This window comes from Mycobacterium sp. E2462 (genome assembly GCF_001672685.1).
Taxonomy (GTDB): domain Bacteria; phylum Actinomycetota; class Actinomycetes; order Mycobacteriales; family Mycobacteriaceae; genus Mycobacterium.
The window spans coordinates 1-22155 of the sequence record NZ_LZKC01000317.1 but is presented as its reverse complement, the minus strand read 5'-3'; the positions used below and the strand labels follow the sequence as shown (position 1 = coordinate 22155).

Genomic DNA, 22155 nt, shown 5'->3' with positions numbered 1-22155 from the left:
CCGTACAGTCGGCTCCATGCTGCAGACGGTCGCGATCCGCGGGTACCGCTCGCTGCGCGACGTGGTGCTGCCACTGAGCCAACTCTCGGTGGTCACCGGCGCCAACGGTGCCGGCAAGTCCTCGCTGTACCGGGCGCTGCGGCTGCTCGCCGACTGCGGCCGCGGCGAGGTCATCGCCTCGCTGGCCCGCGAGGGCGGCCTGCAATCCGTGCTGTGGGCCGGCCCCGAGCAGCTGAGCGGCGCGCACCGCACCGGCAAGGTCGAGGGCACCGCCCGCACCCGCCCGGTTTCGCTCGAAATGGGCTTCGCCGCCGACGATTTCGGTTATTTGGTGGATCTGGGCCTGCCGCAGGCGGCCGGTCCACCGGGGGCAACGGAGCCGTCGGTGTTCAACCGCGACCCCGCGATCAAACGCGAGGTGGTGTTCGTCGGGCAGGTGCCGCGGGCCAGCGCCACCCTGGTGCGCCGCACCCGCAACTTCGCCGAGACCAGCGCGGACTCGGGTCGCGGCTTCGACGAGCTGTCGCGGTCCCTGCCGTCGTATCGCAGCGTGCTGGCCGAATACGCCAACCCGCGCGCCCTGCCGGAGCTGGCGGCCGTGCGCGAACGGCTGCGCGGCTGGCGGTTCTACGACGGCTTCCGGGTGGACGCGCTCGCCCCGGCGCGGCACCCGCAGGTCGGCACCCGAACGCCGGTGCTCGCCGACGACGGCGCCGACCTGGCCGCCGCGGTCCAGACCGTCATCGAGGCGGGCCTCGACGACCTGAGCCGCGCCGTGGCCGACGCGTTCGACGGCGCGACCCTCTCGGTGGCCATCAACGACGGGTTGTTCGACCTGCAACTGCGGCAACGCGGCATGCTCCGCGCGCTGCGAGCCTCCGAATTGTCCGATGGCACTTTGCGTTTCCTGCTGTGGGCCACGGCGCTGTGCAGCCCCGAGTCGCCGTCGTTGATGGTGCTCAACGAGCCCGAGACCTCGCTGCACCCCGAGCTGGTGCGGCCGCTGGCGGCGCTGATCCGCGGCGCGGCGCAGCGCTGCCAGGTGCTGGTGGTCACCCACTCGCGGTCGCTGCTGGAGTGTCTCGACGCCGAGTCGGCCATCGAGATCGAGCTGTACAAGGAGTGGGGCGAGACGCGCGTCGCCGGGCAGGAGCTGCTGACGACGCCGCCGTGGGATTGGGGCAAACGCTGACGCCCGCGGCACCGGTGGCGCAGCCGACAAGCGCGTCGCGCCGGCACCGGGAAGACTGGGCCCCATGACTCCCACGCAGCCCGGCAAGGCCGTGCGCAGCGCCCAGAAGATCGTCGACGTCCTCGCGGCGCAGGGCGTCGAGTACGTCTTCGGGGTGCCCGGCGCGAAGATCGACGCCGTGTACGACGCCCTTGTCGACGGCGGGCCACAGCTCATCGTGTGCCGCCACGAACAGAACGCGGCCTTTATGGCCGGGGCGATCGGGCGGCTCACCGGCAATCCGGGTGTGGTGCTGGTGACCTCGGGGCCCGGCACCACCAACCTCGCCACCGGGCTGCTCACCGCCAACACCGAACAGGACCCCGTCGTCGCGCTGTGCGGCGCGGTGCGCCGCGAGGACCGGCTCAAACGAACCCATCAGTCGATGAACGCCGCCGCGTTGTTGCGGACCGTCACCAAGTTCACCGGCGAGATCAGCGACCCCGACAACGCCGCCGAGGCGACCGTCACGGCCTTCCGCGCCGCCGTCAGCGAACCCCGCGGCGCGGCCGCCGTCGTGCTGCCCGCGGACGTGCTGTCCGCCCCGACCACGGCGGGGATCACCGCGCGGCTCCCGATTCCCGCGCTGGCGTCCGCGCCCGCCGCGGCCATCGACGCGGCGCTCGAGTTGATCCGCGGCGCGAGCCGGCCGGCGTTGCTGGTCGGCGTCCGCGGGGCCGATCCGGAAAGCTGTCGGGCCCTGCGTACCCTCGTCGCGACGACCGGGCTGCCGGTGGTGGAGACCTTCCAGGCCGCGGGGGTGATCTCCCGGGCGTTGGAGGACTCGTTTTTGGGCCGTGTCGGGCTGTTCCGCAATCAGCCCGGCGACGTCGTCCTGGCGCACGCCGATGTCCTGGTCGCGATCGGCTACGACTCCGTGGAATACGATCCGGTCCAATGGAACAGCGACGTCGCGCGCACCGTCATCCACATCGATTCCCTGCCCGCCGACATCGACAACCACTATCAGCCGGCGCTGGAATTGGTCGGCAACGTCGCGGCCACCCTGACCGCGCTGGCCGACAACCTCGCCGACCTGACGTTGACCGCCGACTATCAGGCCCAGATCGCCGCCCAGCGAAAGGCGCTGTCCGACATCGACTTCGCGGCTCGTGACGAGCCGCCGCACGGGCCGGGCCTCAACCCGGTGGCCGTCGTGCTGCGCCTGCGCGACGAACTCGACGACACCGCCACCGTCGCCTGCGATGTCGGCTCGGTCTACATCTACATGGCCCGCCACTTCCGGGTCTACGAGCCGCGCCGGCTGTTGTTCTCCAACGGTCAGCAGACCCTGGGGGTCGCGTTGCCGTGGGCGATGGCGGCCTGCCTGGTGCGCCCGGGCACCCCGGTCGTCTCCGTGTCCGGGGACGGCGGATTCCTGTTCTCCGCGCAAGAACTCGCCACCGCCGTGCACCTCGGCCTGACGTTCACCCACATCGTCTTCCGCGACAACAGCTACGACATGGTCGGCTTCCAGGAGCTCATGAAGTACGACCGCAAGTCCGGTGTGCAGCTCAGCGACTACGACTTGGTCTCCTACGCAGCCGCGTTCGGCGCCCGCGGGTACCGGGTGAACACGCTGGACGAGTTCAGCGCCACCTTGCGCCGGGCGCTGGCCGAGGACGGGCCGTCCCTGATCGACGTCCCGGTGGACTACAGCCACAACCTCGACCTGGCCGAGAAACTGCACGACGACCCCTTCGAGTAAGGAAACATGGACAGACAATCAAGCGCCTATGAACGGTTCCGGCATTGGGCGACAAGACTTCTCGCTCATCACGACGACGATGCCGAGGTCTACCAGTTCTCCACCATCAGCGCGCTGCTGGAGGGCGTCTACGACGGTGACGTGACGGTGGCCGAGATCTTGCGCCACGGCGACTTCGGGCTCGGCACGTTCAACGGTCTCGACGGCGAGATGGTGGTGCTCGACGGCGTCTGCTACCGGTTACGCGCCGACGGCACCGCCACCCGGGCGGCACAGGACGATCGATCGCCGTTCGCGGCGATCACCCGCTTTCACAAGGACTTCGACATCACGATCACCGAACGGACGAGCCGGCGGGAGGTCACGAAGGCGATCGACGCCCGCATCGAGAGCGCCAACCTGATCTACGGCATCAAGATCACCGGGCATTTCGACGAGTTACACACCCGCACCGTGATGGCGCAGCAGCGGCCTTACCCCCCGCTGACCGAGGCGACCGAGGACCAGGCCGAGACGGTGTTCACCGACGTGTCCGGCACGGTCGTCGGGTTCCGCACCCCCGACTTCGAACAGGGCATCTCCGTCGCCGGTTATCACCTGCACTTCCTGAACCGTGAGCGCACCGGTGGGGGCCACATCCTCGACTTCACGCTCGCCCGCGGCGACGTCGCGGTCAGCGGCGCCTCCCAGCTGCACCTGAGTTTGCCGACGTCCGGGGCCTTCCTCGACGCCCGGCTCGACGGGGCGGATCTCGCCGAGCGCATCGGCAAAGCCGAAGGGCCACACGGCGATTGAGGTAATCGCCGCCCGCCGCCGCTTCGACCGGGCGGCACGCGACGACGCCGCGCGGCCCGAAATTCACAATCTGTTCAGGCGCGCGTCGATTCAGCATTGGTGAGTGCACACGCGCACCGCGTGTCCTCACCTTATGCGCGTTGTCCAGGTCGCCAATTTCTACGGCCCTCGCTCCGGCGGCCTACGCACCGCGGTGGACCGGCTGGGCGCCGAGTACTGCGCGGGCGGGCACGACGTGTTCCTGCTGGTGCCCGGCCAGCGCGCCGAGCGCAGCCGCCTCCCCACCGGTGTGGTGCGAATCACGCTGCCCGCGCCGTTGATTCCGTTCACCGGCGGCTACCGCGCCGTGATGCCGGGCCCCGTCAAGGCCGTGCTGGAGGCGCTGCAGCCCGACGCGCTGGAGGTCTCCGACCGGCTCACGCTGCGATCGCTGGGCCGGTGGGGCCGCGACCATGGGGCCACGACGGTCATGATTTCCCACGAACGCCTGGATCGTCTTGTGGGACAGATACTTCCGCGGCGTGCCGCGCGACGGTTCGCCGACGTGGCCAACGCCCGCACCGCGGCCGATTACGACGCGGTGGTGTGCACCACCGGATTCGCGCGCGAGGAATTCGATCGCATCGGCGCGACGAACACGGTCACCGTCCCGCTGGGTGTCGACCTGCAGACCTTCCATCCCCGCCGGCACTCCCACCTGGTCCGTCGACGCTGGGCAATGCCGGACCAGATGCTGCTGGTGCACTGCGGCCGGCTTTCGGTCGAAAAGCGAGTCGACCGCAGCATCGACGCGCTCGGCGCGCTCTGCCACGCCGGGGTGGACGCCCGGCTCGTCGTGGTGGGCGAGGGCCCGTTGCGGTCCCGGCTCGAGCGGCAGGCCGCCCGCTTGCCCGTCGACTTCACCGGCTTCATCTCCGATCGGCACACGGTGGCCGGGCTGCTGGCGTCGGCCGACGTGACGCTGGCACCGGGCCCGCACGAGACGTTCGGCCTGGCCGCCCTCGAGTCGCTGGCGTGCGGGACCCCGGCGGTGGTGTCGCGCACGTCCGCGCTTACCGAGATCATCACCCCGGACAGCGGCGCCTCGGCCGACAACGACCCGGCCGCCATCGCCAAGGCCGTGAGCGCCATCGCCAGCCGGCCCGAACTGCAGCGCCGCCGCTCCGCGCGGCGCCGCGCCGAGGACTTCACCTGGCAACGGGCCGCGACCGGGATGCTGGCCTCGCTCGGTGCGCCCGCGGCGGCCGAGCACCGCGATCAGTCCGAGCACACCGCGTAATAGCGCCGCGCGCAACGTCGTCGGGCGGCGCCGCTACGCTCGTCGCAGACGACCAGGAGGTGACTCGGTGGGAGCACGCGCGCAGGTGCTGATCACGCCGGCCGAGCTGGCGGCCCTGCTCGGCTCGGGCGACCCGGTGTCCATTCTGGACGTGCGCTGGCGGGTCGACGAGCCCGACGGACACCCGGCGTACCTGCGAGGTCACCTCCCGGGCGCGGTGTACGTCTCGCTCGACGACGACCTCAGCGATCACTCGGTCGCGGGCCGGGGCCGCCACCCGCTACCTTCGGGGGCGTCGCTGCAGGCCGCGGCGCGGCGCTGGGGTGTCCGGGAGGGTCAGCCCGTCGTGGTCTACGACGACTGGAACCGCGCCGGTTCGGCGCGCGCCTGGTGGGTGCTGACGGCGGCCGGGCTCGGCGACGTGCGCATCCTCGACGGCGGCCTGGCCGCCTGGGTTTCCGCCGGGAACGACCTGCACACCGGGCCGGTGACGCCCGCCCCGGGCAATGTCGTTGTGCCGCACCAGGATCTGTATGCGGGTGGCCGCCTCACCCTGTCCGCCGAAGAGGTCGGCGCGGGCGCCGCGCCGCTGCTGGACGCGCGGGCCCCGGAGCGCTTCCGCGGTGACGTCGAGCCGCTGGACCCCGTCGCCGGCCACATCCCCGGCGCCAAAAACCTGCCCAGCACCGCGGTCCTGGGGGCCGACGGCGTCTTCCGCGACGACGGCTCCGTCGCCCAGCTGCTGGCGGAGCGCGGCGTGGACCCCGACGGTGTCGTGGGCGCCTACTGCGGGTCGGGCGTGACGGCCGCGGTCGTCGTCGCGGCGCTCGCCGCCGCGGGCCGCGAGGCGGCGCTGTTTCCGGGATCGTGGTCGCAGTGGAGCTCGGATCCGCACCGCGCCGTGGAGCGCGGCGACTAGCCCGGCCGCCGCGAGGCGCAGCGCCCTGATAGCCTGTCCCCGATAGCGCCTAGGGTTCCGACGCCTACCCGCGTGCCTGGTCCGAGCGGCGCCACCGCGTTCCCCGACGGAACGCGGTCATCTGAACGGACAAAAGCCTGGAGGACCCCCGTCGGCGCGCCGCGCGCCGACGAGAAGGTCCGCATGCTGGCGTTAATCGTTTTGTTTGTCATCGCGTTGGCCGCCGGGGCGCTCGGCGGCCTGGTGGGCACCGGGTCGTCGCTGGTGCTGTTGCCCGCACTGGTCGTGTTGTACGGTCCCCGAGTTGCGGTGCCCGTCATGGGAATCGCCGCGGTGCTGGCCAACGTGGCGCGAATCGCGGCCTGGTGGCGCCACATTCGGTGGCGGCCGGTGCTGGCCTACGCCGCGCCCGGTACCCCCGCCGCGGTCCTCGGGGCGCACACCCTGCTGACCATCCCGCAAACCCTCGTCGACGCGCTGCTCAGCGTATTCTTCCTCGCCATGATTCCGGTGCGCCGTGTCGCGGCCGCCCGGCAGTGGCGCGTGCGACTGTGGCAGCTGGCCGTCGCGGGCGCGATCGTCGGGTTCCTCACCGGGCTGATTCTGTCCACCGGGCCGCTCAGCGTGCCCGTCTTCACCGGCTACGGCCTTAGCGGCGGGGCGTTCCTCGGCTCTGAAGCCGCCAGCGCGCTGGTGCTCTATCTCGGCAAGATGGGGACGTTCGGCGAGTTCGGCGCGCTGACGCCCGCCGTGATCGCCCGGGGCCTGGTGATCGGCGCCGCCCTGATGATCGGCCCGTTCGTCACCCGGCGGATCGTGCGCCGCGCCCAGCCGCACCATTACGCGCTGATGATCGACCTGGTGCTCGTGGCCGCGGCCGTCGGCATGTTCATTGCGACGGCGCGCAGCTGACCCCGGTCGCGCAGGGCAGCCGTTTGATGCCGTGGAAGAACGACGACCGCAGCCGGTCGGGTGGCCCCACCACGGACAGGCCGGGCACGGCCCCGTACAGCTCCTCGAGCATGACGCGCAGCTCGAGGCGCGCCAGCTGGGCGCCGAGGCAAAAGTGCACTCCGCCACCGCCGAACGCGGCGTGGCCGGCGTCGGGTCGCGTGACGTCGAAGCGATCGGCGCGCTCGAAGACGTCCTCGTCGCGGTTCGCGGACAGATAATACATCAACACCCAGTCGCCGGCGGGAATCAGCTGCCCCCGGATCTCGACGTCTCGGGTGACGGTCCGCCGAAAGTGCATGACGGGGGTGGACCAGCGCAGCAGCTCCTCCACCGCCGGTTTGATCGCGTCGCGGTCGCGCGCGAGCAGCGCCTGCTGATCAGGATGCGCGGACAGCGCCAAGATGCCGTGGCTCAACGTGTTTCGTGTGGTCTCGTTGCCGGCGATGGCCAGCAGCAAGAAGAATTCGTTGAGCTGGTCGCGGTTGAGTTTGTCACCGTCGACCTCGGCGGCCAGCAACGCCGACAGGATGTCGTCGGTGCGGCCGTGCTTGCGCCGGTGCTCCACCAGTTCCTGGCAGTAGTCGAACATCTCGGCCACGGCCGCACCGAGCGCTTCCGGGCCGGGCGCGTAGTCGGGGTCTTCGATGCCCAGGCTTCCGATCGCGTTGCTCCACCGGAACACCTCCAGCCGATCTTCGGCCGGAACGCCCAACACGTCCGCGATCACCTGCAACGACATCTCCGCGGAAATGTCTGTGACGGCGTCGAATTCGCCCTTCGCGGTGATGTCGGCGACGATGTCGCGGGCCACCTTGCGCATCCGCGGTTCCAGCCGCTGGACGTTGCGCGCGGTGAAACCCTGGTTGATCAACTTGCGGAAGTGGACGTGGCGGGGCGGATCGATGCCGGGCAGCATTGCCGAGTTCGGCCCGGCCTCGACCTGCACGAGCGTGTTGCCCTGGCTGCTGGCGAAGGTGTCGGTGTCGCTGCTGACCATACGCACGTCGGCGTGCTTGGTCAGCAGCCACGCCCTAGGCAGGCCGGGCAACTGCACCGGATGCACCGGGGCGCTCGCCCGCAGTCGGCTCATGGCGTCGAATGGGGCACCCGCGACGAAGGTGTCGGGATCCAGCAGCGCCGCGGCGTCGCGATCGGCCGCGCTGTCCTGGTTCTCCGGGACCAGGGAGCCCACCAGGGTGGGTTTGGGAACGCTCATCGGTTCTCCGATCCGGTCGGCAACGACGCCGTGATTCCGGCGATCACGACGTCCAGTCCGTCGCGAAAGCGGTGGGCGGCCTGGCGCTTCCCGCGGGGCGACGGCCGCGCCTCTTCCAGGCTGATCGATCCCAACAAATAGGTGTACAACACCGAATGCACGGCGGCCACAGCGGGTTTCGGCAGGCCGGCCTCTCGCAGCAACGAACGGCTCAGCGCGTCGAGCCGACGGGCCGGCTCACCCCCGCCGCTGGTCTGCAGCACGTTCGCCACGCCCGGAACCGCGACAATGACTTCTCTTGCGGCGCAGTATAATTCGATGAGTCGGACGTCCCATGGGCCGGCGTCGGTGATCGGGATGTCGTCCAGCACGGCTTCCGCAAGCAGTTCCAGGGCCGCCCGCTTGCCCGGGACGTGGTAGTACACCGAGGGCACCGCGGCGCCGAGCTCGCCGGCCAGCTGCCGCATGGTCACTCCCTGGACCCCGACCCGTCGGGCCAGGTCGTGCAGCGACGCCAGCACCTGCGCGCGGTCGAGTTCGCCATAGGGCCGCCGCGTCGCGGCCGTCATCGCGGCACCGTGCCGGCCTCGGTGGCCAACCAATTCCGCCGACATTCGAGCATTGTTCGAATCTACCCGGCATGGAGCCGCCTGCAAAGGCTCGGCGCGTCAAGCCGGCCGTCGCCCAACCCGATACCGCGTCGAGCGCCACTCGTTCGCGCGCCTGGTTGTCGCTCCGTGCGAGGGCCGCAATCGCCTGCGATCGGATCGGCGGCAAAGACATGCGGCGTGCTGCGCCGCGCCACCACCGGACGCGGTGCGGCCGCTGTTCGCCGGACCGCTGCGCCGCATGATCGACTGCGATGCCCGGCCGTAACGAGCGGGCTTTATAGTCCTGATGACCGTCTAACGACAGGACTCAAGATGGGAAATCCGAACGATCGGCGGGCCGTCGTCGCGACCGCCGCGCTGGCGATGGTCGCATTGGGGCCGAGCGTGTCGGCCTGCTCGAGCAAGAGCGGCGCACCGGCCGCCTCGACGTCCGCCACCCCGGCCGCGGTCAGCAGCACCGTGATGATCGACGGCAACAAGCACACGATGATCGCGGCCGTCGACTGCACGAGCTCGGCGGCGCAACCCAACGCGACGCCGCCGGAGTCCGGTGATCTCACCACCCGAGTCAGCGTCCACGACGACACGGCGTCGGTGTCGCTGGCGCTGTCGGACGAACAACCGCCCACCGTCGACGGTTTCGGCATCTCGCTGAAGCTGGACAACGGCCAATTCCAACTGCCCTACCAGGGAACCAAATCGCCGACGCAGGTGCAGGCCACCAAGGACGGCAAGAATTACACCGTGACCGGCACCGGCGAGGGCAGCGCCCCCGGTCAAAGCGGCCTGCGCCAGGTCACCTTCGGCATCCACGTCACCTGCCCGTAGGGGCCGCGTCGCCGCACCCGTCACTCGCGCCCCGCGCAGGTGGGGGCCGCGCATTCGCCCGCCTCACAGCGACAACGGTGGTTTCGTCCGGTCCGGCCCGCGCGCGGCGCCCAGCGGGCCCCGTTGTCGCTACGAGGCGGGCACTTGTCCTACGCCCCCGGAGAGGACGCCGCCGGGGCATTGTCTCGACGGCGCCCCTCTGAAATGCTGGCGGCTTGGACATTTTGGCGCAGTGGCGAACCGGCGGCACCGAACTCCGTTGGCGGTCGACGACCGCCGCCAACGGAGCCCGCGAGGTCGCCGTGTTCAGCCGCCGCTGCGGCACGCCGGGCGCGCCGCCGTTGGTGCTGGTGCACGGCTTCCCCACCTCCAGCGTCGACTTTTACGCGCTCGCCGGCGAACTGGCCGCCGAGTTCGACGTCTATGCGCTCGACTTTCCCGGCTATGGGCTGTCCGACAAGCCACCCGAGCCGTACGTGTACTCGCTGTACGACGACGCGCGGCTGCTGGTGCACGCGATCGGCGAAGTGTGGCGGCTCACCGACTACCGCATGGTCACCCACGACCGCGGGTGCAGCGTCGGCCTGATCGCGCTCGGGATGCTGGCGGAGCAGGCGGCGCCGCCCCGCGACCTGATCCTGACGAACGGCAACATCTACCTGCCGCTGGCCAACCTGACGGCGTTTCAGACGGCGTTGCTCGATCCCACTACCGCCAGGGACACCGCCGCGGCGGTGACCCCGGAGCTGCTGGCGGCCGGCTTGGGCGCCAGCACCTTCATGCCGCGCCGCACGCTCGAGGACCCCGAGATCGCCGCGCTGGCGGCCTCCTTCGCCCACAACGACGGCATCCGGGTGCTGCCCGACACCATCCAGTACCTTCACGAGCGCGCCGCCGACGAAACCCGTTGGCTGCAAGCGCTTTCCACCAGCGAGGTCGACACCACCGTCGTGTGGGGGCTGCACGACAACGTGGCGCCGCTGCGGGTGCCCAATCACGTCTGGCAGACGTATCTCAAGGGCAAACCGGGCCGCAACCGCTACTGGGTGGTGCCGGGTGCCGACCACTACCTGCAGTGCGACGCCCCCGCGCAGCTGGCCGAGATCGTCCGCCTCACCGCGCGGGGCGGCGACATCCCGCTGCAGACGCTCGGCGATCGACCCGGCGGCGCGGTGCTGATCGACGCGACCGGTTAACCCGTCACGACCGGCAGCGCGCCGGCCCCGGGGCGTACCGAACCAATCGACGCGAGGCGCCGCCCGTCAACCCAGCGCCTCGGGCAGCACCACCTCGCCCACCCGCCGCAGATACGGCCAGGCGATGTCCGGGGGCAGCCCACCGCACAACGGCGACAGGTTGAGCACCTGGCCGGACCGCACTCGCGAGATCGCTTCCGGCACCGAGATGATGACGTGTGAGGTGCCGGTCTCGCGCAGCTCGTCGACGGTGTTCACGTGTGAGAAGCCGGCCGTCGTCTCGTCCCCGGGATTCCAGGCGGCGTAGGCCCGCACGTCGTGCAGCAGGTGCTCCCCGATCTCCTTCCACGCGTGGTCGACGTCGTCGGCAACGAACACCACCGACGGGGTATTGCGGTCGGGAAACATCGTGGGCCCGGGCTGGTGGCCGTGCTCGCGGCACGCCTCCTCGTAGGCCTCCCGCATGCCGGGCGCGTTGGCGTTGCCCAACATGCCCAGCCCGTATCGGCCGGCGCGGCGGGCCGCGGCGACCGTTCCGCCGCCCCACATCAGGCCCGGCCCGCCCGGGGTCAGCGGCCGGGGCGTCACCGAGATGCGCCGCCCGTCCTGGACGACGGTCTCCCCGGCGAGCAGCCGCCGCAGCAACGCCAGCTTCTCGTCGCACAGGCGGCCGCGCGTCTTCATCGACACGCCGAAGTGTTCGAACTCCTCGGGTCGATACCCCAACGCCAGGATGTAGGAGGCCCGTCCGTTGCTGAGGATGTCCAGCACCGCCATGTCCTCGGCGAGCCGCACGGTCTCGTAGAACGGGAGGATCAAGATCAGACTGAGCGCCAGCCGCTGCGTCCGCGCGGCCACCGCCGACGCCAGCAGGAACGGTGACGGCAGATAGCCGTCCTCGGAGCCGTGGTGCTCGCACAGCACGGCGGCCAGGCCGCCATGCTCTTCGGCCCATGCGCTCATCTCGGGTGCTGCGGCGTACAGATCGGTTGGGGCGGCGGCCCATTCGGGATCACGCATGTCGAAGCGCAGTGTGTACACGGCCCTACTCCTCGCTGGCTCGATCTTCCCGACGTACGTTACACGTTGCGCCCAAGACGTAAAGCGGCGCGCGTCGGCCCGCGGCCGGGTGGGCCGGATGCGGGTGGTCAGCGCGGGGCCCGATGTCGTTGCCGCACAACCGGGATTGTTCAGTTCGCCGGAGCTGCCCCCGACGGTCCAGCGAAAAGCGTTTGCCGCGTGGTGGGGCCCACCGGATAGTCTGCGGGCGTGACGGTCAATCCCCTCGAGGAGTTGACGCTGCCGCAGCTGCGCCGCCGCACCAGCATGAAATGGCGGGCGCACCCCGCCGACGTGTTGCCGCTGTGGGTCGCCGAGATGGACGTCCGGCTACCCCCGACCGTCGCCGAGGCGGTCCACGCCGCCATCGACGACGGCGACACCGGCTACCCGTACGGCACGGACTTCGCCGAGGCGGTCAGCGGGTTCGCGTCGCGGCGCTGGCAATGGCACGACCTCGAGGTCGCCCGCACCGCGCTGGTCCCCGACGTCATGCTGGGGGTCGTCGAGCTGCTGCGGCTGATCACCGGCCGGGGCGACGCGGTGGTGGTCAACCCGCCGGTCTACGCGCCGTTCTACGCGTTCGTGGCGCACGACGGCCGCCGGGTGATCGAGGCGCCGCTGAGCGCGGCCGGCCGCATCGATCTCGACGCGTTGGCGGACGCGTTCGGCCGCGCCCGGTCCGCGGCGTCGACGGGTGCGGTCGCCTACCTGCTGTGCAACCCGCACAATCCGACCGGAACGGTGCACACGAGCGACGAACTGCGCGAGGTCGCCTCGCTCGCCCGCCGGTTCGACGTCCGGGTGGTGTCCGACGAGATCCACGCGCCCGTCGTCCTCACCGGCGCGCGGTTCGTCCCGTTCCTGACGGTGCCGGGCGCGGAGAACGCGTTCGCCCTGCTCTCGGCGTCCAAGGCGTGGAACCTGTCCGGGCTCAAGGCCGCCCTCGCCGTCGCCGGCCCCGAGGCGTCGGCGGATTTGCGCCGCATGCCCGAGGAGGTCAGCCACGGGCCCAGCCACCTCGGCGTCATCGCACACGCCGCGGCATTCAGCGGCGGGGACGACTGGCTCGACGCGCTGCTCGACGGCCTCGACGACAACCGCGCTCTGCTCGCCGAGTTGATCGACCAGCATCTCCCCCGCGTCAAATATCAACGCCCACAGGGCACTTATCTCGCGTGGCTGGACTGTCGAGCGTTGGGTTTCGACGAGGATGACGCCGCCGAAGGCCTTGCGGTGGTGGCCGACCTCGCGGGGCCCGCGCGCTGGTTCCTCGACCAGGCCCGCGTGGCGCTGAGCTCCGGTCACGTCTTCGGGACCGGTGGCGCGGGCCACGTGCGGCTCAACTTCGCGACCTCGAGGTCGATCCTGGCTGAGGCCGTCGCGCGCATGGGCCGCGCCCTGTCCGGTGCCCGCTGACGCCCGTCGCGCTCGACGACGCCGCCCGGGACAACGAATTGCCCACTAGACGAACTCGCGCCGGCGCGAGAGGCTTGCAGAGGTGCCGGCCTACCGGAGGAGCTGAATATGCGTGTGCTGCGAACCCCGGACTCCCGATTCGAAAACCTGGAGGACTACCCGTTCGTAGCGAATTATCTCGATGTGACGGCCAGCGACACCCCGCCCCTGCGGATGCACTTCCTGGACGAAGGACCGTCCGACGGGCCGCCGATCGTATTGCTGCACGGCGAACCCACGTGGAGCTACCTCTACCGCACCATGATCCCGCCGCTGGCCGACGCCGGGAACCGCGTGCTCGCTCCCGACCTGATCGGCTTCGGCCGATCGGACAAACCCAGCCGGCCCGAGGATTACACCTACCTGCGCCACGTCGAGTGGGTGACGGCCTGGTTCGAACGCCTGAACCTGCGCGACGTCACGCTGTTCGTCCAGGACTGGGGGTCGCTGATCGGACTGCGCATCGCCGCCGAGCAGGGTGACCGCGTCGGGCGCCTCGTGGTGGCCAACGGCTTCCTGCCCACCGCGCGGCGGCGCGTCTCCCCCGCGTTCCACCTGTGGCGCGGCTTCGCCCGCTACTCCCCGGTCCTGCCCGCCGGTCGGATCGTCGCGACGGCAACGGTGCGCCGGGTGTCGGCCAAGGTGCGGGCCGGCTACGACGCGCCCTTCCCCGACAAGGCGTATCAGGCCGGGGCGCGGGCGTTCCCGCAGTTGGTGCCGACCTCGCCGGACGACCCGGCGATTCCGGCTAACCGCCGGGCCTGGGACGCGCTAGGCCGTTGGGACAAGCCATTTCTGGCCATCTTCGGGGCGCGCGACCCCATCCTCGGACGCGCGGACCGCCCGCTGATCAGCCACATCCCCGGCGCCGCCGGCCAGCCGCACGCCCGCATCAACGCGGGTCACTTCATCCAGGAGGACAGCGGTCCCGAGCTGGCCGAGCGGGTGCTGTCGTGGCAGAAGGCCGTGCTGTGACGCGCGCGCCTCAGCGGCTGTTGATCAACCGGACAACGCCGCGCATGACCGCACGGCTCACCCCGCGGCGGAGCTGATCGATCCGGCCACCGGTGTCCGGGAGCGGCGCCTGCCCAAGCCGCGGGAACAACGCCAACGCGTTGTCACGCTCGATCGCGGCGCGGCCGCGCGCGTCGAGCCCCGGGTAGGCCTCCAGGCCCGCGGCGAACAACTTGCCGGCCGCGGTGGGCGCATAGGGCCAGTCGGAGCCGAAGGTGACGTGGCCGGGCTTGGCGAACGCTAGCAGGCTCGGCAGCGCGGCGGCGCTAGAGGACAACGCGGTGTCGAAGTAGAAGCTCGCGAAGTCGTCGAGGTTGTCGGTCAGGCCGCGTCCGGTGTCGCCGGTGATGCTGACCGCCATCCGGTGCGAGGCGTAGGGTACGAAGCCGCCCGCGTGGCTGAGCACGAACTTGATGTTCGGGTAGGCGCGGCAGATGCCGTTGCGCACAAGCAGATACGCGGCGCGGGTGGTGTCGAGCAGGAAGTCCGCCGCGAACGGGACGATACCCTCGACGGGCGGCCCGGGCAGCTCGCCGGGGTGGATGAACACCACGGCCGACCGGTCGTCGAGCGCCGCGAAGAGGTCGTCCTGGCCGTCGGCGCCGAGGTAGGTCCCTGCGCTGTTGGCAAGCAGCACAACGCCGTCCGCGCGCAGGTCGTCCAGAGCCCTGGCGACCTCGTCAACGGATTCGGCGAGGTGCGGCGTGGGCACCGTCGCGAAAAAGCCGAACCGGTCCGGTTGCGCCGCAACGAGTTCGGCCAGGTAGTCGTTAAGGTCGCGGGCGAGTTTCGCCGCGTCCGCGGGGCTGGAGACGATCGCGGTGCCCGGCGTCGAGACCGAGAGGATCGCGGTGCCGACGTCGAGCTCGGCCATGGTGGACAGCGAGGCCTCGGGGCTCCACTCGGGTAATTGGCGCCCGCCGGCGTCAAGCCTGCCGGTCCGTGCCAGCACCTCGCGGTAGAAGGGCGGGATGGCGTGGTGATGGGTGTCGATCCGCAACACGGCTCTCCTCTGGTCGGTGGTCCCCCAATTCTTGGCCATCGGAGGCCGACGATGAAACGATCACCGCATGGACGGAGCGTTGATGGGATTGATGGGCATGGTCGTGGGCGCGTCGGCCGCGGGTGCGGCGGGCGTCGCACGCTCGGTCTCGGACACCGTGCTGCCGCGGATGATGGGAAACGCCGACCACCGACACCAGATGAGCTTGCAACTGCACGCCCAGCGCTGCGAGGCGTTGCAACGGTGGCGCACCGGCCTGGCCGGTGCGCGCGACGCTTACCAACGGTGGGCGTGCGGCGGGCGAGTCGGCGAGCCGCCCAACGTCGTGGGAGACGAATGGTTCGAGGGCCTGCGGCCCCATCTGCCCACCACCGGCGACACGGCGAAGTACCGCTCGGCGCACGAAATACATTGCGATAATCAGACTCTCACCCTGCTCTCCCTCGAGATCGGTCGCCTGGAACAGGACTGGACCGAGGAGGTTAGGGGCCGTCGGCGACGGGATCGCCGGGGCTGACGGTCGGCTACGCGGGCGGGGTCAGCGCCCGCTTGAGCAACGCGGCGAACTCCCCCGGGCATTCGAGCGGGGTGAAATGCCCGACGCCGTCGACCACCGTCACCGTCACGTCGGCGAAGAAATCGTCGAGCCGGTCTGCCCACGCGCGGGGAAACAGCGGGTCGGACCCGGGCCACAGCACCGACGTCGGGGTCCCGATCCGCCGGTCACGCGCGGGTGGGCGTTCCGCCGTGGCCGTGGCCACCGTGCCGGAACCCGCCCGGTACCAGCCGATCGACGCGGCGAACGCCCCGGGCGGCGAATACCGGGCAACGAGGTGCTCGAGGTCCGCGTCGGGAAGGTCGAAGGCGGGCCCCGACCAATGGGTCCAGAAGTGCTTCAGGTAGCCGCGCACCGCGTCGGCGTTGCCGTCGATCAACAACTCGGACAGCGCCAGCCGATGAAAGGGCTGATACCAGAACTCTTTTTGCGCGTCTGCGTTGAGGATCCGGCCGCCGACCCCCGGCAGCGGCGGCGACACCACCAGGTGGGCGACAAGCTCGGGCCGATGGGTGGCAAGCTGTTGCGCCACCCGGCTGCCGACGTCGTAGCCGCCGATGACGGGGCGCCGCAGACCGAGCTCTTCGATGAGCGCCGCGACGCTGCGCGCCTGGGCCGCCGCGCCGTAGCCCTCAGCCGGATCGACGCGATGCTTGTCCGATTCCCCGAAACCCCGGAGGTCGGGCACGACCACGTCGACGTCGTCGCCGAGTAGCGGCACGACCCGCCGAAAATCGGTGCGGTCGCCGGGCCAGCCGTGCAGCAGCACCACCGGCGGACCGCCGCCGCCGTACCGCTCATAGGCGAGGCGGAAACCGTCGCACGCAGAGCTCATTCGCATGGCCGAAACGTTCTCAGCCGGTGACCGCGAGCACGGCCTCGGCCAGCTCCGGCCGGCACACCACCAGGTCCGGCAACTTCGGATCCCGTTGGTTGTAAACCAAGCCGGAGCCGTCGATCCGCGAGGTGTGCAGGCCGGCCGCACGCGCGACGGCGACCGGGGCCGCCGAATCCCACTCGAACTGCCCCCCGGCGTGCACGTACACGTCGGACACGCCCTGAACGATGGAGGCCACCTTCGCTCCGGCGGAACCCATCTCGACCAGCACGCCGTCCAGCGCGTCGCGCACCGCCAAGGCGATGGCCGGGGGCCGGGTGCGCGACACCACGATGCGCGGCTTGCCCGGCGCGGCCGGCGGCGCCGCCACCTCCGGAGTGGCCCAGGTGATGTCTTGTGCCGGCAAGGCGACCGCGCCGGCGATCAGCTCACCGGCCTCCCACAGGGCGACGTGCACCGCCCAGTCGTCGCGGCCGAGCTCGGAGAACTCCCGCGTCCCGTCCAGCGGATCGACGATCCACACGCGCTGCGCGGTCAGCCGGACCGGATCGTCGGCGCCCTCCTCGGACAACACCGCGTCGTCCGGGCGCTCTTCGGCAAACGCCTGCATCAGGAACTCGTGGGAACGCTTGTCCCCGGCGTCTTTTCGTTCGCGAGCGTCGGCGTCGGCGAACTCTTGGCGCACGTCGAGCAGCAGCCGGCCTGCCTCGGTGGCCAGCCGCGCGGCCAGTTCGTGGTCATTCATCCGCAACTCCCTGGACCGTGGCACCCTTTTTGTTGGTAGCGTTGACCAACTTTACCGTGCCATTGCGGGGGTGCGGGCCCACGCCCCCCGGACGTGAAATTTCCGGCGCAACCGGTAATCCTGTTGAGCGTGAGCGTGAGCGGCGGCGGCGACGCCCCTTCTTCGAACCCGTTGCGGCGCATTCCGCGCGGGCGCCCGCTGCTGGTCGGGGCGGGTGCGGCCATGCTACTGGTGGCGGTCCTGACGTTTGTGGGTTTCAAGCTGAGCGGCGACCACCCGCCAACCCCGGCCGCGCAGCCGCCCGCGCCGCCGGACACCTACGCCATCCCCGGCTGCTACAACCTGTCGGCTCCTCCGGTCGAACGTCCCAAGTCGCTGAACGTGCTGGGCTGCGCGAGTGTCGCCGTTGCGCTGCAAGGCATGTCGTGGAGCGGGTGGGGCCCTCAGGGCGCCGACGGGACCGGCACGGCGGTCTTCAAGGTGTGCGACCCGAACTGCGCGGCGGGGTATCAGCTCACCGAGCCGGTCGTCGTCCACGCGTGGAATCCGCGGCCGCCGCGCCGGGAGGCCATCTGCCAGGTGGGGCTCAAGATCTTCGCCGACATGATCCTGGCGTTCCCGCAGGGCGTTCCCCCGCCCACCGTGCAGAAGATGAACGCCGAGTACGACGGGCACCCGGCGGTGCACTTCGCCAACTACTCGAGCGGCGAAACCCGCGGCACGCAGTTCATCGGTTACACGTTCTGCAACTGACGGACCGCCGCTAGACCTCGACGACCACGGCGCCGCCCTGGCCCCCACCCGCGCACATCGCGGCGACGCCGATGCCGCCGCCGCGGCGGGCCAGTTCGTAGACGAGCGTGGTGACCATGCGGGCGCCCGAGGCGGCGATGGGGTGCCCCAGGCTGCAGCCGCTGCCGGAGAAGTTCACCTTCTCCTCGTCGATGCCGTATTCCCGGCACGCCGCGATCGGCACCGAGGCGAACGCCTCGTTGATCTCCCAGAGCGCCACGTCACCGGCCGACAGGCCGGCCCGCTGCAGCACCTTGCCGATCACCTTGACCGCGCCCAGGCCCGTGTCCCGGGGCGCCACCCCCGCAGCGGCCCAGGCCTTGACGGTGCCCATCACGTGAAGGTTTTCCGCGGCGGCGTAGTCGCTGTCGACCAGGGCCACCGCCGCGGCCGCGTCGTTGGTGCCGCTGCTGTTGCCGGCGGTGATCGAGAACCCCTCGATCTCGGGATGCAAAACCTTGAGCCCGGCCAGCTTCTCCACGGTGGTGTCGCGCCGGGGGTGTTCGTCGACGGCGAACTCCGTCACCGAGCCGTCGAACTGCGTCACCTTCAGCGGAATGATCTCGTCGAGGAACTTGCCGGCGTCGATGGCGGCGATCGCCCGCTGATGCGAGCGGGCGGCCCAGGCGTCCATCTCCTCGCGGGTGATGCCCACCGCCTGGGCGGTGTTCCAGCCGACCGTGATCGACATGTCCTTGGCCGGCGCGTCGGGCGTCTCGACATGGGTCGGCGGCATCCAGCGCTCCTCGAACTTCAGCTCGGGCCCCGGGATGCGCCAGTTGGTCAGCGGCGTCATCGACAGCGACTGCACGCCACCGGCGATGAGCACGCGCTCCATTCCCGAGCCGATCTGCGCCGCGGCGTTGCCGATGGCCGTCAGGCTGCCGGCGCAGTGCCGGTTGACCGATTGACCCGGCACGCCTTCCAGGCCGGTCGCCGTCGCGGCGTATCGCGCCAGATCGCCTCCGCCGTAATGCGATTCGGCAAAGATAATGTCGTCGATGGCCGACGGGTCAACGCCGGAGCGGCGCACCACCTCGGGCAGCACCGTGGTGATCAACGTCTCCGGCGGGGTGTTGACCAGCGTGCCCTTGAAGGAGCGGCCGATGGCCGTCCGGACGGCACCGACGATTACGGGTGTGGCCATGGTGTCAACCTCGAACAGGTCTTGGCTGCGGTCGGCAGCGCGGTCATCAGATGTGGCGAATCGTAACAAATACCGTATGACCAATAGTAAATGGCCTGAGTTCGGCCGCGCCGGGCGCGCGGCGGTGGCGGGCGGCTGGTGGACCGGCGGGGCCCGGGCCGGGGAGCTCACAGGACACAATGGAGCGATGACTACCAGATCGCTCGCCGCGCGCGACGCAACCGAGTTGACCGCTTACCGGGTGGGGGCGCTGTTGCTCGGCATGGGCACCCTGCACTTCGTGGCACCCAAGCCGTTCGACGGCATCGTGCCCGCCGAGCTGCCCGGCGACGCGCGGTTCTACACCTACGCCTCGGGGGCGGCGGAGCTCGGCGTCGGGGCGCTGCTGCTTGCGCGTCGCACTCGGCGGTTCGGCGCGCTGGCGGCGGTGGCCCTGTTCCTGGGGGTGTTCCCGGCCAACCTCAACATGTGCCGGCTGTGGTGGGACAAGCCGTGGGCGATGCGCATCGTCGCCCTGGCCCGGCTACCACTGCAGGTCCCGATGATCACCACGGCGCTGAAGATCCGCCGCAACAGCTGAGGCTTTCGTTCAGAGGGGAAATGCGACGCTCGGCGACGCCCGATGCGGCGTGAATTGCGTTGTCGGCGTTGCCGTAGGGACGGGAGATGAGCGTGGTGGGTCAGACGGAGATCGCGGCGGTGCTGGCGGTGGGGGCCGCGCTGATGATCGGCATCGGCGACGTCGCCCAGCAGCGCTCGGCCCAACAGGTCACCGAGCAGTCGGTCGGCACCGTCGCTCTGCTTCGCCGGCTGCTCCGGGACCGCCGGTGGTGGGCGGGCAGCCTGGTCGCCGGCGCCGGTTTCGGCCTGCAGGCCGCGGCACTGGGGCTGGGTTCAGTGGTTCTGGTGCAGGCCCTGTCGGTGACCTCGCTCCTGTTCGCCCTGGTCCTCAACGCCAGGGTGAATCACCGCAAAATCAGTCGCGCGCAAGGCATTTGGGCCACCCTGCTGGTCGCCGCCGTCGCGGTGGTGGTGACGGTCGGCGATCCCGGCGAGGGCACGCCCCGAGGATCGGTGAAGACCTGGACCGTGGTCGCGCTGATCGTCGGCCCGGCGCTGATCCTCTGCGTGGTCGGCGCCCGCATGTTCCCCGGCTCGGTCGGTGCGCTGCTGCTGGGTGTGTTGTCCGGCTCGCTGTGGGGCATTTTCACGGTACTGACCAAGGGCGTGGTCGACCGGCTCGACCACGGCATCCTGGCAGTGCTGCGGCTGCCCGAGCTCTACGTGTGGCTGGCCCTGGCGATCGCCGCGACCGCCTGGGAACAGTCGGCGTTTCGGGCCGGTCCCCTCACCGCGTCGCTGCCGGCGGTGACGGTCACCGAGCCCATCGTCGGGGCGGTGCTGGGCGTCACCGTGTTGGGTGAGACGTTGCAGACCACCGGTCCGCGCGTGGCGGCCCTGACCATTTCCGTCGCAGTCATGGTGGCTGCCACGGTGGCGCTGGCGCACAGCCAGGCCGCGGGCAGCCGCGAGGCCGAGAGCCGCACGCCCGCAACGGAATCAACCTGACGGCAAACATTCGCTTCCTCGACGCCCGCCGCTGTCGTATGCTCCATCCGCACACAACTCTCCAATAGCCAACGCGCGGGGGTGCGCCGAACGCTTGCCGAGCCGATTACGCAGGAAAGGCACCCCGACCATGCGCCAGCTAGCAGCCATTGCCGCCATTGCCGCGATCGCGGCCTCGGCCGCCGCGTGCGGTGACGACAAGCAGGCCGCGCCCGCGTCCTCGTCGAGCAGCACCACCACGACCACCGCGAGCAAACCTCCACTGGCGCAGCCGGCGCTGGGCGGTCTGCTGCTGACGCCGCCCGAGGTCGACGCGGCGCTGGGTGTGGCGGGCTCGAAGACCTTGGAGCCCATCAACCAGCCGAAGGGCGACAACCCGACCGACGTGTTCCCCAAGAGCTACAAGTTCCCCGACGACTGTCTGTTTGTGATGGGGCCCGCCGAGGCGTCGGTCTATGGGGGCAGCGGCTTCACCGCGGTGCAGGGGGAACGCGACGGCACGTCGAGCGATCCGGGCACCCCGGACGTCCAGCAAACGGTGGTGTTGTTCCCGTCCGCCCAGCAGGCCAACGCCTTCTTCACCTCGTCCGCGCAACGCTGGCCGGGGTGCAGCAACCGGGGTGACACCGTGCCCGGTGAGGGCGACAACCCGACGGTCACCTGGAAGGTGGGGCCCGTCGCCAACAACAACTCGGTGCTGAGCGCCACCACGTCGCTGAGCCTGTCCAAGGGCGACCAGACCATGATATCGGGGACCTGCCAGCGAGCGCTGACAGTCCGCAACAACGTGGTCGTCGACGTCGAGGCGTGCAAGACCGCCGACATCGGCGACACGGCCGTCAATGTCGCGAACCAGATCGCCGGGAAAGTCGACAAACAGTAGACCGGCCTCGCCAATTGCCGGGGCACACAGCCGATTCGACGGGCGTGGCTCATGATGGGTTGTCGCCGAACGCGTTTGCGCAATGTCTTCCGGGACCGAGCAGCCTGTCTTATGCTCCGCTGACGGCCGTCACTCGAGCGAAAGGACACCCCCATGCGCCAGTCGACAGCCGGAGTCGCGGTCGCCGCCGCACTGCTCGTCGCGGCGTGTGGCAACGACAGCTCCGGCACATCGTCGTCGACCACCACGAGCACCAGCACGTCCAACGGCGGCCCCCTGGCGCAGGCGGGCCATCGGCGAGCCGACGCGTCGAAGAACGCCCGCGCCTGTTCGGGGGCGGGGAACAGCACCACG

22 protein-coding genes and 1 pseudogene are annotated in these 22155 nt (G+C 70.5%); 16 read left to right on the top strand and 7 right to left on the bottom strand.

Annotated elements, in window-relative coordinates; translation table 11 throughout:
* Window positions 1-16 precede the first annotated feature (16 nt).
* From A5714_RS16320 to A5714_RS16295, 6 genes are all read left to right on the top strand, one after another.
* The gene (locus A5714_RS16320) at window positions 17-1192 is read left to right on the top strand and encodes an AAA family ATPase (RefSeq protein ID WP_068286712.1); all 1176 of its coding nucleotides are present in this window, start codon (window positions 17-19) and stop codon (window positions 1190-1192) included.
* A 64-nt stretch (window positions 1193-1256) separates the two neighbouring features.
* Window positions 1257-2939: an acetolactate synthase AlsS gene (alsS, locus tag A5714_RS16315; RefSeq protein WP_068286710.1), complete on the top strand. Its 1683-nt coding sequence runs from the start codon at window positions 1257-1259 to the stop codon at window positions 2937-2939.
* Between the two features lie 6 nt (window positions 2940-2945).
* A complete protein-coding gene (gene budA, locus A5714_RS16310) occupies window positions 2946-3734 on the top strand; it encodes an acetolactate decarboxylase (protein WP_082959783.1) in 789 nt (262 codons plus the stop codon).
* 133 nt (window positions 3735-3867) lie between these two features.
* A complete protein-coding gene (locus A5714_RS16305) occupies window positions 3868-5013 on the top strand; it encodes a glycosyltransferase (RefSeq protein WP_068286707.1) in 1146 nt (381 codons plus the stop codon).
* 67 nt (window positions 5014-5080) lie between these two features.
* Window positions 5081-5932, top strand: coding sequence for a sulfurtransferase (locus A5714_RS16300; protein WP_068286704.1), 852 nt, complete (start codon window positions 5081-5083; stop codon window positions 5930-5932).
* A gap of 183 nt (window positions 5933-6115) precedes the next feature.
* Entirely contained in the window at window positions 6116-6844 is a 729-nt protein-coding gene (locus A5714_RS16295) for a sulfite exporter TauE/SafE family protein (protein ID WP_068286701.1), read from the top strand.
* Here the strand turns inward: A5714_RS16295 and A5714_RS16290 are convergent.
* A complete protein-coding gene (locus tag A5714_RS16290; RefSeq protein WP_068286698.1) occupies window positions 6822-8102 on the bottom strand; it encodes a cytochrome P450 in 1281 nt (426 codons plus the stop codon). The two genes, A5714_RS16295 and A5714_RS16290, sit on opposite strands and share 23 nt — an antisense overlap.
* Complete coding sequence (locus A5714_RS16285) at window positions 8099-8671, bottom strand: TetR/AcrR family transcriptional regulator (RefSeq protein WP_068286696.1); 573 nt, start codon at window positions 8669-8671, stop codon at window positions 8099-8101. Before A5714_RS16285 ends, A5714_RS16290 begins: the two co-directional genes overlap by 4 nt.
* Window positions 8672-9025: 354 nt before the next feature.
* Here A5714_RS16285 and A5714_RS16280 point away from each other — a divergent pair, with 354 nt between their 5' ends.
* Window positions 9026-9541, top strand: a complete 516-nt coding sequence (locus A5714_RS16280; protein ID WP_068286694.1) for a lipoprotein LpqH — start codon at window positions 9026-9028, stop codon at window positions 9539-9541.
* Between the two features lie 215 nt (window positions 9542-9756).
* A complete protein-coding gene (locus tag A5714_RS16275; protein WP_068286691.1) occupies window positions 9757-10737 on the top strand; it encodes an alpha/beta fold hydrolase in 981 nt (326 codons plus the stop codon).
* A 66-nt stretch (window positions 10738-10803) separates the two neighbouring features.
* Here the strand turns inward: A5714_RS16275 and A5714_RS16270 are convergent, their stop codons facing one another.
* On the bottom strand, window positions 10804-11778 hold the full coding sequence (locus A5714_RS16270) for an LLM class flavin-dependent oxidoreductase (protein WP_068286688.1): 975 nt from the start codon (window positions 11776-11778) through the stop codon (window positions 10804-10806).
* A gap of 228 nt (window positions 11779-12006) precedes the next feature.
* On the opposite strand from A5714_RS16270, the gene A5714_RS16265 reads away from it, so the two are divergent.
* Window positions 12007-13215 (top strand): MalY/PatB family protein, encoded by a 1209-nt coding sequence (locus tag A5714_RS16265; RefSeq protein WP_068286685.1) that lies wholly within the window; start codon window positions 12007-12009, stop codon window positions 13213-13215.
* A 108-nt stretch (window positions 13216-13323) separates the two neighbouring features.
* Window positions 13324-14229 (top strand): haloalkane dehalogenase, encoded by a 906-nt coding sequence (locus tag A5714_RS16260; RefSeq protein WP_068070138.1) that lies wholly within the window; start codon window positions 13324-13326, stop codon window positions 14227-14229.
* Between the two features lie 10 nt (window positions 14230-14239).
* On the opposite strand, the gene A5714_RS16255 is transcribed toward A5714_RS16260, so the two are convergent.
* Window positions 14240-15271: an amidohydrolase family protein gene (locus tag A5714_RS16255; protein WP_068286682.1), complete on the bottom strand. Its 1032-nt coding sequence runs from the start codon at window positions 15269-15271 to the stop codon at window positions 14240-14242.
* Window positions 15272-15338: 67 nt separating this feature from the next.
* Here A5714_RS16255 and A5714_RS16250 point away from each other — a divergent pair, with 67 nt between their 5' ends.
* Window positions 15339-15788 (top strand): hypothetical protein, encoded by a 450-nt coding sequence (locus A5714_RS16250; protein WP_068286678.1) that lies wholly within the window; start codon window positions 15339-15341, stop codon window positions 15786-15788.
* Between the two features lie 7 nt (window positions 15789-15795).
* Here A5714_RS16250 and A5714_RS16245 read toward each other — a convergent pair whose 3' ends face one another.
* Together A5714_RS16245 and A5714_RS16240 are read right to left on the bottom strand one after the other, a co-directional pair.
* Entirely contained in the window at window positions 15796-16662 is an 867-nt protein-coding gene (locus A5714_RS16245; RefSeq protein WP_369829451.1) for an alpha/beta fold hydrolase, read from the bottom strand.
* Window positions 16663-16681: 19 nt separating this feature from the next.
* Window positions 16682-17410, bottom strand: coding sequence for a 3'(2'),5'-bisphosphate nucleotidase CysQ (locus A5714_RS16240; RefSeq protein ID WP_068070140.1), 729 nt, complete (start codon window positions 17408-17410; stop codon window positions 16682-16684).
* A 201-nt stretch (window positions 17411-17611) separates the two neighbouring features.
* On the opposite strand from A5714_RS16240, the gene A5714_RS16235 reads away from it, so the two are divergent.
* Window positions 17612-18163 (top strand): hypothetical protein, encoded by a 552-nt coding sequence (locus A5714_RS16235; protein ID WP_068286769.1) that lies wholly within the window; start codon window positions 17612-17614, stop codon window positions 18161-18163.
* 10 nt (window positions 18164-18173) lie between these two features.
* On the opposite strand, the gene A5714_RS16230 is transcribed toward A5714_RS16235, so the two are convergent.
* Window positions 18174-19349 (bottom strand): thiolase family protein, encoded by a 1176-nt coding sequence (locus A5714_RS16230; RefSeq protein WP_068070152.1) that lies wholly within the window; start codon window positions 19347-19349, stop codon window positions 18174-18176.
* Window positions 19350-19536: 187 nt separating this feature from the next.
* Between A5714_RS16230 and A5714_RS16225 the strand changes: the two genes are divergently transcribed.
* The 4 genes and pseudogenes from A5714_RS16225 to A5714_RS16210 all read left to right on the top strand — a co-directional run.
* Window positions 19537-19929, top strand: a complete 393-nt coding sequence (locus A5714_RS16225) for a hypothetical protein (protein WP_068286672.1) — start codon at window positions 19537-19539, stop codon at window positions 19927-19929.
* Window positions 19930-20024: 95 nt separating this feature from the next.
* The gene (locus A5714_RS16220; RefSeq protein ID WP_068070153.1) at window positions 20025-20918 is read left to right on the top strand and encodes a DMT family transporter; all 894 of its coding nucleotides are present in this window, start codon (window positions 20025-20027) and stop codon (window positions 20916-20918) included.
* Between the two features lie 130 nt (window positions 20919-21048).
* Window positions 21049-21801 carry a sensor domain-containing protein gene (locus A5714_RS16215; protein WP_068070142.1) on the top strand — a complete coding sequence of 251 codons (753 nt, stop codon included), beginning with the start codon at window positions 21049-21051 and terminating at the stop codon, window positions 21799-21801.
* A gap of 153 nt (window positions 21802-21954) precedes the next feature.
* A pseudogene (locus tag A5714_RS16210) lies at window positions 21955-22155 on the top strand (hypothetical protein); the annotation flags it as partial.

What these genes read in the sequence shown, in the direction of transcription:
- A5714_RS16305 (WP_068286707.1), top strand. Translation starts at nt 3,868, where the DNA reads ATGCGCGTTGTCCAGGTCGCCAATTTCTACGGCCCTCGCTCCGGCGGC.
- A5714_RS16225 (WP_068286672.1), top strand. Translation starts at nt 19,537, where the DNA reads ATGACTACCAGATCGCTCGCCGCGCGCGACGCAACCGAGTTGACCGCT.
- A5714_RS16250 (WP_068286678.1), top strand. Translation starts at nt 15,339, where the DNA reads ATGGACGGAGCGTTGATGGGATTGATGGGCATGGTCGTGGGCGCGTCG.
- A5714_RS16290 (WP_068286698.1), bottom strand. Translation starts at nt 8,102, where the DNA reads ATGAGCGTTCCCAAACCCACCCTGGTGGGCTCCCTGGTCCCGGAGAAC.
- A5714_RS16240 (WP_068070140.1), bottom strand. Translation starts at nt 17,410, where the DNA reads ATGAATGACCACGAACTGGCCGCGCGGCTGGCCACCGAGGCAGGCCGG.
- A5714_RS16280 (WP_068286694.1), top strand. Translation starts at nt 9,026, where the DNA reads ATGGGAAATCCGAACGATCGGCGGGCCGTCGTCGCGACCGCCGCGCTG.
- A5714_RS16285 (WP_068286696.1), bottom strand. Translation starts at nt 8,671, where the DNA reads ATGACGGCCGCGACGCGGCGGCCCTATGGCGAACTCGACCGCGCGCAG.
- A5714_RS16295 (WP_068286701.1), top strand. Translation starts at nt 6,116, where the DNA reads ATGCTGGCGTTAATCGTTTTGTTTGTCATCGCGTTGGCCGCCGGGGCG.
- A5714_RS16215 (WP_068070142.1), top strand. Translation starts at nt 21,049, where the DNA reads ATGCGCCAGCTAGCAGCCATTGCCGCCATTGCCGCGATCGCGGCCTCG.
- A5714_RS16230 (WP_068070152.1), bottom strand. Translation starts at nt 19,349, where the DNA reads ATGGCCACACCCGTAATCGTCGGTGCCGTCCGGACGGCCATCGGCCGC.
- A5714_RS16245 (WP_369829451.1), bottom strand. Translation starts at nt 16,662, where the DNA reads ATGAGCTCTGCGTGCGACGGTTTCCGCCTCGCCTATGAGCGGTACGGC.
- A5714_RS16260 (WP_068070138.1), top strand. Translation starts at nt 13,324, where the DNA reads ATGCGTGTGCTGCGAACCCCGGACTCCCGATTCGAAAACCTGGAGGAC.
- alsS (WP_068286710.1), top strand. Translation starts at nt 1,257, where the DNA reads ATGACTCCCACGCAGCCCGGCAAGGCCGTGCGCAGCGCCCAGAAGATC.
- A5714_RS16320 (WP_068286712.1), top strand. Translation starts at nt 17, where the DNA reads ATGCTGCAGACGGTCGCGATCCGCGGGTACCGCTCGCTGCGCGACGTG.
- budA (WP_082959783.1), top strand. Translation starts at nt 2,946, where the DNA reads ATGGACAGACAATCAAGCGCCTATGAACGGTTCCGGCATTGGGCGACA.